Genomic DNA, 12,392 nt, shown 5'->3' with positions numbered 1-12,392 from the left:
GAAAATACCCGCTACTTCACAACCACTCACCGCACCGGCGGGGATATGATAATTCCATCTTCCGGTGGCAAAGCAGATATCCAACCAGGTCTCTGCGGCGAATGACCTCATCGGGTCAAGAGCCCCATCAGCCGTCCGACCTTATCGGGAAGCGACGGGCTGGAACGAGAGCATCTCCTCCCCGAAGGCAACAAAGCAGGCATCCCGGCGCCTGCTTTGTTGTTTTTGGGCTTCGGCATCAAGGCCGGATGCGATAGAGGCAGCGCTGATCCCCTTCCAGCAGGTATTGTTCCCGCTCCACCTCGGCCGGGGCCAGCAGTTGGCGAAACATCGCCAGCTCGCTTCGGCAGAATCCCCGGCAGGCCCGCGCCGCGGCGCAGATGGGGCAGTGATTCTCCCACCACAGCCAGCTGCCGTCCTCCTCCTGGCGCATGTCAGCCATATAGCCCTCCAGGCTGCGCAGGGCCTTGAGGCTCGCCAGCTTGCCCTCCAGTTCGGTCTGGGTCAGCTGTGCCTGATAGCGGCCGAGCATCTGCTGTTCCCGCCGGGCGATGAGTTGATCCATCCCCTCCTCCCCAAACAGCTGCCGCACGTCGTCGATGAGCTGCAGGGTCAGCTCGCTGTGGGTGTCGGGAAAGCGCTGCCAGGCCAGCTCGGTTAGCTGCCAGAGCCGCACCGGCCGACCCCGGCCGCGGGCCTGGTCGTTGAAATCCACCAGGCCCTCGGCCTCCAGGGTGAGCAGATGCTGGCGGGCCCCCATGGAGGTCATCTGTAACTGCTCGCCGAGGGCGGCGGCGCTCTGGGGCCCCTGGCTCTTCAGCAGGTAGAGGATCTTGTCGGTACTGGCGTTCATGGGGGAGTCCTCGTTATCGACAGGCGGGCTCTGGGGCATTTCGAGCAGGTTTTGATGGGGTCATTATGGGGAGGGGATCCATTTAAATCAATAATTCACTTTACTTAATGGGCCGTCTCATCTCAGTATAAATAAACAAATTACTTTATTTAATGAGGCTGACATGGAAGGAATCAAGACGCAGGCCACCCTCTGGGTGCTGGTGATGACGGTGACCCTGGCAGTGGCGGGATTCAGCCTGCCATCCCCGGTGCTGGCGCCCCTGATGCTGGATCCGGCCCAGGGCATGCTGAGCCCGGAGGCATCGGACTGGAGTCGCAAGGTGTGGCTCGGGGTCATCATGGGACTCTACCCGTTGTTCCAGCTGCTGGGGGCCCCCTGGCTCGGCAAGCTGTCTGATCGCTATGGCCGCAAGCCGGTGTTGACCCTCTGCCTCATCGGCGTGCTGGCGGGCTACGCCCTGATGGCGCTCGGCATCGCCTGGCGCTCCCTGCCGCTGCTCTTGCTGAGCCGGGTACTGGAGGGCTTCTTCAACGGCGATATCGCCATCGTCCAGGCCATGGCGGCAGACATGAGCACCCCCAAGACCAAGGCGCGCAACTTCGCCAGGATCAACATCGGCATGAACCTGGGTTGGGTGCTGGGGCCCATGATAGGGGGCTACGCCGCGGTGATCTCCGGGGATTACAGCCTGGCGGCCTGGTTGGCGGTGGCCATGACGGCGGTCAACCTGCTGCTGATCCTCTGGCTCATTCCGAATCGGCCGGCGGTGGCTGCCGAGGAAGAGGCTGCGCCCATGTCGACCCGCCAGCTGTTGCTGCAACCCAGGTTGCTGCCCTACTTCGTGCTGACCCTGCTGAGCTACGGCGCGGTGCAGCTCTACTTCACCTACTTCAACGTCTGGTTGGTAGAGCGGCTGGCCTGGGATCCGGTGCAGCTGGCTCAGGCGGCCGTGCTGGTGAGCGTCCCCATGATGCTGGGCTCCTGGCTCGGGGAGCTGCTGGCCCGCCACTGGCGCGGCAGCACCCTCGGCATCGTCGGCCATCTGGTGATGGCGGCGGGCATGATGATGTTCGTGCTGCCGAGCCAGTGGTGGGGGCTGGCGCTCACCTTCATCCCGGCGGGCATTGGCATGAGCATAGGGGAGCTGGCCACCTCGGTCGCCGTCTCCAACCGCAGCCACGCCAGCCAGCAGGGGCAGGCGATGGGGCTCTATCGCGGGCTGGCGGTGGGTAGCGAGATCCTGGCTGTGGTGGTGGGCAGTGTGGCGCTGCTGGCCGGCACCGAGTGGCCCTTCTACCTGGCGACCCTGTGCGGGGTACTCTGCGCGCTCGGCTTCTATGGTCTGCGCCGTGGGGCGGACAGGCGCGAGCAGGCGGGCGCCCAGGTCGAGCCTGGCTGATCCGTGGATCACAGATTGGCGCCGGCGGGGCAGCGGGAGCTTGCATCGCGGCGCCGACTCTGGGACGGTATGGCTCTTTGATCCTTTCCCCCTGTCGCCCGGCCACCCCGCTCTCATCCTGGGCCCCGCGATACCCTGCCTTTGGAGGTGATATGAGTCGTTTTCAGGCCATTGCGTTGGACATGGACGGTACTTTGTTGACCCGGGATCACAAGATCTCGTCCGCAACCCGGGCGGCCCTGGCCCAGGCTCGCGCCCACGACATCAAGGTGCTGCTGGTGACCGGGCGTCATTTCATGACGGCGCGCCCCTTCCACCACGAGCTGGCCCTCGACACCCCCATCATCTGCAGCAACGGCGCCTACCTCTACGATCCGGGGCAAGACCGCATCCTGACGGGGGATCCCCTGGCGGTCGGGCCGCTGCGGGCGCTGCTGGCCGAGATCGAGGCCCAGCAGATGGAGGCCCAGTTCCACCTGAGCGACGGCATCGGCTACATCGGCTGCGAGGATTATGTGGCCAGGATCCAGCACAGATCCGATAACCTGCCCGATCACCTCAAGATCTCCCTGCTGCCGGCGGACGATCTCGAGGTCTGGCTGCAAAAACCTGTCTGGAAGCTGGAGTTGTTCAACCAGGATCCGGGTCGCTTGCACCGCTTCGTGGGGGAGGTGGTGCAGGGCATGCCCTTTACCCAGGACTGGGCGGCCCCCTACGCGGTGGAGCTGGTGCAACCCGGCTGCAGCAAGGGCAACCGGCTGGCCCAGTGGGCCGCGAGTGAAGGCATAGGGATGGAGAACGTGGTGGCCTTTGGCGACAACAACAACGACATCAGCATGTTCGAGCAGGTGGGGTTGGCGGTGGCCATGGGCAATGCGGCCCCCCAGATCCAGGCCCACGCCCATCAGGTGACCGCGGATCACAACGAGGATGGCATAGCGCTGGCGTTGCAGCGCTGGGTACTGCCCTGAGCTGGGTTTTGCCCTGAATAGGGAGGAGCCCCGCCGGGTGGCGGGGCTCTGAGGAAGTCAGCTGCCGAAGGAGAACTGGATCACCCGATCCGGGAAGCGCATGCGGTTGTACTCCCGGCGCGCCCCCTCGTAGTGGCGGATGGCCCGTTCACGCTGGGCGCGGTAGTAGTCCCGCTGTTTGCTGTCGTTCTCATTGCGGATCTGCTGATCCAGCTGATAGATGTCCCGCTCGGTGCGCTCCAGCTCCTGCTGCAGCTCGCTTAAGCGCTGAGCCACCAGGAACTCCTTGCGACCGCGCTCGAACTGGGTGAGGAAAGTCGTGTCATTGGGGCAGACCCCTAGGTACTCGTTCCCCTCCCGCCCCTTGCTGTAGGCGAGCTCGGGGATGCAGTAGAGCTCCAACCCCTTGGCGTAGCCACGCTGCCACTCGGTCTCGTCCACCTTGAGGCCATACTCCCCGCAGGTCTTGCTGTAGCCGCTGCTGGCCGTGCGGGTCTTGCCCTCTGTCCCATCCTGATAGCCCTGGTTGTACCAGCTCATGGCGCGGCACTCCTCCTCGGACAGGGAACTGCAACCGGCGAGCAGCAGGGGCAGGGTCAGCAACAGCATCCTTGGGGACATGGGAGGGCTCCTAATGTGAAAGTGCAGGCATTCTAGTGAGGAAGCAGGAAAGGGACAAGGGCCGCGGCAGAGTCCGGTGTTGTGATATTTTTATCATTATTTTCAACCTGTTATGAACGGCTTTCGGGCAACCTTTCCTTGCCGGGGGAGGCAGGGTAAACTGCGCCTACTTTTAACTGGCGCGTAACAAAAATAATGAAAGTCCTGACCGTTGATTACCACTCCCCCGACGCGGCGGAGCGCTTCACCGAATCCCTGCGTACCACAGGTTTCGGGGTACTGACCAACCACCCCATTCCGAAGGAATTGGTGCAGTCCATCTATGACAACTGGTATCGCTTCTTCATGAGCGAGCAGAAGCACGACTTCCTGTTCAACCGCGAGACCCAGGATGGCTACTTCCCGCCGTCGGTTTCCGAGGTGGCCAAGGGCAACACCCAGAAGGACATCAAGGAGTACTTCCACCTTTACCCCTGGGGTCAGATGCCAGAAGATCTGAAGGCCCAGGCGATGGAGTACTACGCCCTCGCGAACAACCTGGCCGCCGAGCTGCTCGGCTGGGTGGAGCAATACACCCCGAAGGATATCGCCGCCCACTACAGCTGCCCCCTCTCCTCCATGATTGAAGAGAGCCAGAAGACCCTGCTGCGGGTGCTGCACTATCCACCGTTCGACGGCACCGAGGCGCCAGGCGCCATCCGCGCCGCCGCCCACGAAGACATCAACCTGCTCACCATCTTGCCCGCCGCCAACGAGCCGGGCCTGCAGGTGAAGGGCTCCGACGGGGAGTGGATGGACGTGCCCTGCGACTTTGGCACCCTGATCATCAACATAGGTGACATGCTGCAGGAGGCCTCCCACGGCTACTACCCCTCCACCACCCATCGCGTCATCAATCCGACCGGTGGCAGCGCCGCTAAGTCCCGCATCTCCCTGCCGCTGTTCCTGCACCCGCGTCCGGACGTGGTGCTCTCCGAGCGTCACACCGCCCACAGCTACCTGATGGAGCGGCTGCGGGAGCTGGGGGTTATCTAGTCCCAGACCGTTTTCCAGAGTATTCAAAACCGGAGCAAAAATGCTCCGGTTTTTGTTTTGTGGTACGAATGGGCGATAAACCGAATATTGTTAGTCATTGCTGCTAATAAGTCGGTTTTAAGCCAGAGATACGACGAGTGATTGCAGAGGGTCAGGGGTAGTCTGAGCACCATTCTGGGCCCCTCTGGGTGGGCCCCCCGATTGGAGTTCTTATGAAGCAGTCCCAATGGTCATCCCGGCTCGGTTACATCCTGGCCGCCGCGGGTTCCGCGGTCGGTCTCGGCGCCATCTGGAAGTTCCCCTATGTCACCGCCGCCAACGGTGGCGGCGCCTTCCTGCTGGTGTTCCTCTTGTTCAGCTTCACCCTGGGGGTGGCGGTGTTGATGGGGGAGACATTGCTCGGCAGCCTGACCCGGCGCGGCGCCGTGGGGGCCTTCGGTGAGCTGATGGGCAAGCGCTGGCGCTGGGTCGGCGCCATGGGGCTCTTGTGCAGCCTGCTGATCTACTGCTTCTACAGCGTGGTGGGGGGCTGGACCCTGGGCTACACCGGCATGGCGCTGGCGGGTGAGCTGCGCCACGGCGATGGGGCGGCCCTCACCGCCCGCTTCAACGACTATGTCGGCGATCCTCTCTGGCCCGTGCTGACCCATCTGCTGTTCGCGGGCCTCACCTGGTGGTTTGTGCAGGGCGGGGTGCAGAAAGGGGTGGAGCGCACCCTGCGCTGGATGATGCCGGCGCTCTTCATCATGATCCTGCTGCTGGTGGCGTTCGGCCTGACCCTGCCCAACGCCATGGCCGGGGTACGCCACTTCCTGATGCCGGACTTCAGCAAGCTCGGCATGTCCGGGGTGCTGGACGCCCTGGGGCTGGCCTTCTTCTCCCTCTCCATCGGCCTCGGCATCCACACCACCTATGGCGCCTATCTGCCGAGCAGCGAGGGGGTCGGCCGCTCTAGCCTCTGGGTGGTGCTGCTGGCGAGCCTCATCGCCGTGCTGGCGGGGCTGATGATCTTCCCCGTGCTGGCGGCGACCGGCATAGACCCCGCTTCGGGCCCAGGTCTCACCTTCATGACCATGCCGGCGGTGTTCCAGCAGTTGCCTTTTGGCCAGGGGCTGGCCGTGGTGTTCTTCGCCCTGCTGGTGGTGGCGGCGCTCTCCTCCTCCATCTCCCTGCTGGAGCATCTGCAGTGCTTCCTGGTGGAGAGTTTCGGCTGGTCGCGCCGTGCCTCTTGCAGCCTCATCACCGCGGTCGTGATGGCGGGGGGCATACCGGTCAGCCTGTCGTTTGGCCCCTGGGCGAGCGTCACCTTGTTTGGCAAGAACATCTTCGAGCTGCTGGATTTCATCACCTCCAACCTGATGATGCCCATGTTCGGCCTGGCCCTCACCCTGCTGCTCGGCTGGAAGCTCGGTCGCCGTGCACTGCCCGAGGGGCTGGCGCCCCACTGGCGCCGGCTGGTGATGGGCTGCTGGCGCTGGGTCGCGCCCCTGCTCATCGGCGGCATCCTGGTGCGGGGCCTGCTGTGAGCCCGGCGGGCGAGCCCACGGCTCGCCCGCCTTGCCATGGCTCGGCATCGCGGTTGCCAAGCCATGGCCGAGCCATGCTCTCTGATAGCATTGACGATATATAAAATTCTTACGCGCGCTAGGTATTTAGCATTTAATGTTGCGTGTTGACGTTACGCATCGCCATGTTGCTGTTTTATGGGGCGAAGTGGTCTATTAACTGTCAACTTCTCTTGCCATGGTTTAGGCTGTGACTCCTTTTTACCGTGCAGGTTGCTCGCTTCATGTCACCTCTCATCGCCTCCTTTGGTCGATTTTTTAGCTCGCAAGAGAGGTGACCTTGCACGCGCAGTTTGTCTGAATGTTCATTGCAAAGGTCGCCAGAGGCGGCCTTTTTTATTTCCCGTCATGGTCAGGAGTCTCGATTCGATGTTGTCTTACCCGGAGGTTGTATGAGCCAGGTTCAGTGGTCTTCCCGTCTTGGGCATGTGTTGGCGGCGGCCGGCACCGCCATCGGTCTCGGCGCCATCTGGAAGTTTCCCTATGTGACCGCCACCAACGGCGGTGGCGCCTTCCTGCTGGTGTTCCTGCTGTTCAGCTTCACCCTGGGGGTGGCTGTGCTGGTGGGGGAGACACTGCTCGGCAGCCGTAGTCAGCGCGGGGTGCTCGGCGCCTTTAAAAAACTGGTGGGGCCGAACTGGCGCTGGATGGGTTACATGGGGATACTGTGCGGCTTCTTCATCTACAGCTTCTACAGCGTGGTGGGGGGCTGGACCGTGGGGTATGCGGCGCTGGCGGTGATGGGCAAGCTGAACCTGAGCGAGGGCTCGGCGCTGACGGCCTTGTTCAACGGCTATGTGAGCCACCCCTGGTGGCCCGTGCTGACTCATCTGGTGTTCGCGGGCCTCACCTGGTGGTTCGTGCAGGGGGGGATCCAGAAGGGGGTGGAGCGGGCCCTGCGCTGGATGATGCCGGCCCTGTTCATCATGATGTTGCTGCTGGTGGGGGTGGGGCTCTCCATGCCGGGCTCCATGGCCGGGGTGCGCCAGCTGCTGCTGCCGGACTTCTCCATGCTGACCGGCCAGAGCGTGCTGGACGCCCTGGGGCTCGCCTTCTTCTCCCTCTCCATCGGCCTGGGGGTCCACACCACCTATGGCGCCTATCTGCCGAGTAGCGATGGTGTGCTGAAATCCGGCGTCTGGGTGGTGACCCTGGCGAGCCTCATCTCCGTGCTGGCAGGGCTGATGATCTTCCCGGCGCTGGCCTCCACCGGCATAGACCCCACCGCCGGGCCCGGCCTCACCTTCATGACCATGCCCGCCGTGTTCAATCACCTGCCGTTCGGTCAGGGGCTGGCGGTGGTCTTCTTCCTGTTGCTGCTGGTGGCGGCGCTCTCCTCCTCCATCTCCATGCTGGAGCACCTGGTGCGCTTCACCACTGAGGAGTGGGGCTGGTCACGGCGCGGCGCCTGCCGGGTGCTGACCCTGCTGATCATGGCCTCCGGCATCCCGGTCAGCCTGTCGTTCGGCCCCTGGAGCGAGCTGACCCTGTTTGGCAAGACTATCTTCGATCTGCTGGACTACCTCACCTCCAACCTGATGATGCCGCTGTTCGGCCTGGTGCTGACCCTGCTGCTGGGTTGGCGCCTCGGGGATGTGATCCTGCCCGCGGACCTCTCCCCCGTGCTGCGCACCTGCCTACTCTGGTGCTGGCGGCTGGTGGCGCCGCTGCTGATCACCGGCATCCTGGTGCGAGGCATCCTCTGATCCTGCTTGGCGTCTGTGGTGGCTGACAGAAGGATACGGTGGTAAACGATGCCATTGCTGCTCATCGGCATCCTGGTGCCGGGACGTATTTAACAAGCGGAATCTTATAAAACGAGAGGGGTTGGCCAGTGGCCAACCCCTCTTTGCATCGGGCGCCGCTTATTGCAGCCCCGGGCCCTTGGCGGAGAAGGGGCAGTCGGCCTGCTGGATGAGGCGCCGGCCCTGATGACCGTTGCCCTGCCAGGCGAGATCGAGTCGGCCGAGTCGGCCTAGGTGGCGCAGCTCGAACTCGTAGCGCAGGCAGGGATTGTCGGTGGGTAGCTTCTTCATAGTGTCCGGCAGTTGGTAGTGGTAACGCAGCAGGGGGCCGTCCTGCAGTTTGATCTCGTCGGGCACCAGCCCCTCTGCCGTGGGGCTGGGGACCTTGAGGAAGCGGCGCAGAGACGCGGGGGCGTCGATGGCCTTCTGATAGTGGAGCCCGTTCATGGCCGCCAGCTCCTCTTCCAGTCGCTCCAGCTCCCCTTCCAGGCCAGTGACGGCCTGACTGAGTTGTTGATGGGCAGGGGAGGCGCAACCTCCCAACAGCAGGGCGGTGAGCAACAGGGTGGTGCGGGAGGGGGACATGGGGGCTCCTTGGGCTGAAACGGCCACTGACTATAGCAGGGGATTGGTCGGTGGCGTGCCCCGCAGCAGGCTGGCCAGCCGCTCAAGCCCCTCGGCGACCCGGGCGTCGGTGGCCGGTTGGCTCAGGCTCAGGCGTACCCCTTGCGGCGCGGCAAACTGGCCGGCGGCGAAGTGCTCCCCGCTGGCAACCCCGACATCCAGGGCGTTGGCCGCCTCCACGAACTCCTGGCTGCGCCAGGGCTCGGGCAGGGGCAGCCAGGCGTGCATGGAGCCCGGGTGCCAGCGGGCGCCCGGCAACAGGTGGTGCAGCAGCTCACCCCGGCGCGCCAGGATCCGTCTCTGCTGCTCGATAAGGGGCATGATCTGGTGCTGGCTCACCAGCTTGCAGGCGAGCTCGATGAGCAGCGGACTAACCATCCAGCTCGACAGCCGCATGGCCTGGGCGAAGGCGTTGCGAAGGGGCGGCGGGGTCAAGACGAAGCCCACTCGCAGGCCGCCACAGGCGATCTTGGCCAGGCTGCCGAGGTAGATGACCCGCTCCGGCGCCAGATTGACCATGGGGGACAGCGAGGTCTCCGGCAGCAGGCCGTTCACGTCGTCCTCGACGATCAGCAGATCGTGGCGGCGGGCGATGGCGACTATGGCTTCCCGCCGCGCCAGGCTCATCACCGTAGTGGTGGGATTTTGCAGGGTGGGGGTGAGGTAGAGCAGCTTGGCCCGACGCTGGCGGCAGGCCGCATCGAGAGCCGCCGGGATCAGCCCCTCCTCGTCCAGCGGCAGGCCCACCACCTGGTTTTTCAACTGGCGGGCGTTGCCCAGCATGCCCGGGTAGCTGAGTCCCTCGCACAATATGGTCTCCCCCACGCAGCCGGTGGCGAGCAGGGCCAGCATGATGCCGTGCTGGGCTCCGTGGCTGAACAGCAGGTGATCCTCCCGGCACTGGACCCCCAGGCTCGTAAGCCAGTCGACGAACAGCTGACGCTGGGCAGGCCGCCCCGCCTCCTTGTCATAGCCGAGCAGGGCGTTGAGATCCCCCTGCGCCAGCTCCAGCAGCATGGGTTTGATGATGGCGGCCCGATCCAGCGGGATCGGCAGGTTCTGCCACAGCTCGATGCGCTGGTTGTCTTCGTTGCGGATCACCCACTCGTTGACCGGGTCCACCAGGCCCCTGACCCAGGTGCCATGGCCGACCCGGGCCGCCAGCAGGCCGCGCCGCTCCGCCTCCGAGTAGGCGCGGGTGACGGTACCGACCGTGACCCCGAGCTGGTCCGCCAGCGCCCTGTGGGTCGGCAGCCGGGTCTCCGGGGCCAGGGTGCCATCGTGAATGGCTCGCTCTATGGCCTTGACCAGTTTCAGATAGAGGGGGCCCTCGAAGCTGTCGAGGTGGGGAGTCCAGATTGTCATGGTGACAATAAATCCATTGATCGGCGAATTGTCTCAATATAGCGTGATTGTCAGCCACCAAACAACATAAATGGTCACATTGTATCGATACAATGTGGTTCAAGGAGAGAAGACAATGACCATAGAATGGTATGCCACCCTGTTTGGCTTCGCCCTGCTCACCTGCGGCACCCCGGGCCCCAACAACCTCATGCTGACGGCGTCCGGCGCCAACTTCGGGGTGCGCCGCACCCTGCCACACCTGCTCGGGGTGACGGTGGGCCAGCCGGTGCTGCAACTGGTGCTGGCGCTCGGCTTTTATCCGCTGTTCGAACGCTGGCCCCTGCTCAAGCTGAGCCTGCAGGTGCTGGGCAGCCTCTATCTGCTGTGGCTGGCGTGGCGCATCGCAGTGGCCGGGGCACCCGGCGATCCCGCCAGACGCTCCCGACCGCTGACCCTGCTGGAGGGGCTGGGCTTCCAGTTTCTCAACCCCAAGGCCTGGATGATGGGGATCTCCGCCATCAGCCTGTTCAGCCTGCCGGGCAGCGATTACTGGCCGAGCCTCTGGGGCATCATGTCCGTCTTCCCCATGGCGGGGCTGCCGGTCTGCTTCGCCTGGGTGCTGTTCGGTCATCAACTCAGCCGCTGGATTAACTCGGACAAGGGTTGGCGTCGCCTCAACGGCAGCCTGGGGGCGCTGACGGCGCTCTGTGTGGTGATGCTCTGGTATTAATGATTGCTTGGTTATTTATGCGAAGAAAATGCATCGGTGAGCTTGTGGTCGGGGGGCGGGCTCTGCATATTAAGAGGCTTGCCGTAACACATCGAGGTTGAGATGGATCTGAACTGGTTGCTTCCCCTGGCGGGCTTTGCCCTGATCACCTGTGGCACCCCGGGGCCCAACAACATGCTGCTCACCAGTGCAGGGGCCGCCCAGGGATTTCGCCGCTCCCTGCCCCTGCTGGTGGGGGTGGTGGGGGGCATCAACCTGATGATCCTGGCCACGGCGCTGGGGCTCGGCGTGGTATTCGAGAAGCTGCCGCTGCTGCACGATGGACTCAAGCTCATCGGCTCGGCCTATCTGCTCTGGCTGGCCTGGAAGGTGGCCACCGCCAGCGGCCCGGCCGAGGGTAACCGGCCCCTGATCCCGGCCCATCAGGGGGCAATGTTGCAACTGCTCAACCCCAAGGCCTGGATGATGGCGCTCTCCGCCATCAGCGGTTTCACCCTGGCGGGGGAGGCCTACTGGCCGTCTGCCAGCTGGGTGCTCGGTACCTTCTTCATTACCGGCCTCTACACGGGGGCCTTCTGGGTGTTGTTCGGCGCTCAGGTGCGCCGTCTCATCCGCACCGCCAGGGGTTGGCGTCGTTTCAACCTTGGCATGGGGATCGCCACGGCGGCCTGCGTGCTGATGATCTGGATCTAGGTCTTCGGACCTGCCCTTCTGTCTTGTTGGCCCTTCGGGGCCTTTTTTATCGACGGCTGGTGCATTGTCACCATTCCCTCGAAGGAGCAAGGATGAAATGTATCGGTCTGCTGGGTGGTATGAGCTGGGAGTCCACCGTCAGTTACTACCAGGCCCTCAATCGGGGCGTGCGGGAGCGGCTCGGGGGCCTGCACTCCGCCAGGGTGCTGCTCAACAGCGTCGACTTTGCCGAGATAGAGCGGCTGCAGCACGCCGGTGACTGGCCCGCCACCGCCCGCCTGCTGAGCGTGGCCGCCCGGGACCTGCAGGCCGGCGGCGCGGACTTCCTGTTGATCGGCACCAACACCATGCACAAGGTGGCCCCGGAGATAGAAGCCGCCATCGACATCCCGCTGCTGCATATCGCCGATGCCACCGCCAGGCGTCTGGTGGCGGACGGGGTGAAGCGAGTCGGCCTGCTCGGCACTCGCTTCACCATGGAGCAGGCGTTCTACAAGGGGCGGCTGGAGGAGCAGTTCGGGTTGGAAGTGCTGGTGCCGCCGGAGGCGGAGCGGGAGCGGGTGCACCGCATCATCTATGACGAGCTCTGCCTGGGAGAGGTGCGCGGCGCCTCCCGTGCCGAGTATCTGGCCATCATCGCCGGACTGGCCGAGGCGGGTGCCCAGGCGGTTATTCTGGGTTGCACCGAAATCGCATTGCTGGTGGGGGATGCCAAGGCCGAAGTGCCGCTTTACGACACCACGGCCATCCATGCGGAAGCGGCGGTGGAGTGGGCGCTGGCCTGAGAGTCTTTGCCGGAACAGGAC

General features: G+C 64.2%; 12 protein-coding genes. 8 read left to right on the top strand and 4 right to left on the bottom strand.

Annotated elements, in window-relative coordinates; all coding sequences use genetic code 11:
* Positions 1–238: 238 nt before the first annotated feature.
* Entirely contained in the window at positions 239–853 is a 615-nt protein-coding gene (locus ACT5M9_RS07910; RefSeq protein WP_457983165.1) for a helix-turn-helix transcriptional regulator, read from the bottom strand.
* 163 nt (positions 854–1,016) lie between these two features.
* Between ACT5M9_RS07910 and ACT5M9_RS07905 the strand changes: the two genes are divergently transcribed.
* Together ACT5M9_RS07905 and ACT5M9_RS07900 are read left to right on the top strand one after the other, a co-directional pair.
* Positions 1,017–2,255 (top strand): MFS transporter, encoded by a 1,239-nt coding sequence (locus ACT5M9_RS07905; RefSeq protein WP_457983163.1) that lies wholly within the window; start codon positions 1,017–1,019, stop codon positions 2,253–2,255.
* A 152-nt stretch (positions 2,256–2,407) separates the two neighbouring features.
* Positions 2,408–3,226, top strand: a complete 819-nt coding sequence (locus tag ACT5M9_RS07900; RefSeq protein ID WP_457983161.1) for a Cof-type HAD-IIB family hydrolase — start codon at positions 2,408–2,410, stop codon at positions 3,224–3,226.
* A 57-nt stretch (positions 3,227–3,283) separates the two neighbouring features.
* Here ACT5M9_RS07900 and ACT5M9_RS07895 read toward each other — a convergent pair whose 3' ends face one another.
* Complete coding sequence (locus ACT5M9_RS07895; RefSeq protein WP_457983159.1) at positions 3,284–3,847, bottom strand: DUF2799 domain-containing protein; 564 nt, start codon at positions 3,845–3,847, stop codon at positions 3,284–3,286.
* A 195-nt stretch (positions 3,848–4,042) separates the two neighbouring features.
* On the opposite strand from ACT5M9_RS07895, the gene ACT5M9_RS07890 reads away from it, so the two are divergent.
* The 3 genes from ACT5M9_RS07890 to ACT5M9_RS07880 all read left to right on the top strand — a co-directional run bounded on the left by ACT5M9_RS07890 (position 4,043) and on the right by ACT5M9_RS07880 (position 8,153).
* Positions 4,043–4,882, top strand: coding sequence for an isopenicillin N synthase family dioxygenase (locus tag ACT5M9_RS07890; protein WP_457983157.1), 840 nt, complete (start codon positions 4,043–4,045; stop codon positions 4,880–4,882).
* 212 nt (positions 4,883–5,094) lie between these two features.
* Positions 5,095–6,408, top strand: a complete 1,314-nt coding sequence (locus ACT5M9_RS07885) for a sodium-dependent transporter (protein ID WP_457983156.1) — start codon at positions 5,095–5,097, stop codon at positions 6,406–6,408.
* 431 nt (positions 6,409–6,839) lie between these two features.
* The gene (locus tag ACT5M9_RS07880; RefSeq protein ID WP_457983154.1) at positions 6,840–8,153 is read left to right on the top strand and encodes a sodium-dependent transporter; all 1,314 of its coding nucleotides are present in this window, start codon (positions 6,840–6,842) and stop codon (positions 8,151–8,153) included.
* 159 nt (positions 8,154–8,312) lie between these two features.
* Here ACT5M9_RS07880 and ACT5M9_RS07875 read toward each other — a convergent pair whose 3' ends face one another.
* Both ACT5M9_RS07875 and ACT5M9_RS07870 read right to left on the bottom strand, forming a co-directional pair.
* A complete protein-coding gene (locus tag ACT5M9_RS07875) occupies positions 8,313–8,777 on the bottom strand; it encodes a hypothetical protein (protein WP_457983152.1) in 465 nt (154 codons plus the stop codon).
* A 30-nt stretch (positions 8,778–8,807) separates the two neighbouring features.
* A complete protein-coding gene (locus ACT5M9_RS07870; protein ID WP_457983151.1) occupies positions 8,808–10,181 on the bottom strand; it encodes an aminotransferase-like domain-containing protein in 1,374 nt (457 codons plus the stop codon).
* A gap of 115 nt (positions 10,182–10,296) precedes the next feature.
* On the opposite strand from ACT5M9_RS07870, the gene ACT5M9_RS07865 reads away from it, so the two are divergent.
* From ACT5M9_RS07865 to ACT5M9_RS07855, 3 genes are all read left to right on the top strand, one after another.
* Entirely contained in the window at positions 10,297–10,893 is a 597-nt protein-coding gene (locus ACT5M9_RS07865; RefSeq protein WP_438548617.1) for a LysE family translocator, read from the top strand.
* 102 nt (positions 10,894–10,995) lie between these two features.
* Positions 10,996–11,586, top strand: coding sequence for a LysE family translocator (locus ACT5M9_RS07860; protein WP_438548618.1), 591 nt, complete (start codon positions 10,996–10,998; stop codon positions 11,584–11,586).
* A 92-nt stretch (positions 11,587–11,678) separates the two neighbouring features.
* Entirely contained in the window at positions 11,679–12,371 is a 693-nt protein-coding gene (locus ACT5M9_RS07855) for an aspartate/glutamate racemase family protein (RefSeq protein ID WP_457983150.1), read from the top strand.
* Positions 12,372–12,392 lie beyond the last annotated feature (21 nt).

Source organism: Aeromonas sp. AE23HZ002T15, from assembly GCF_054165525.2.
The sequence above is the reverse complement of the archived record's forward strand: the minus strand, read 5'-3'. Positions and strand labels throughout refer to the sequence as shown.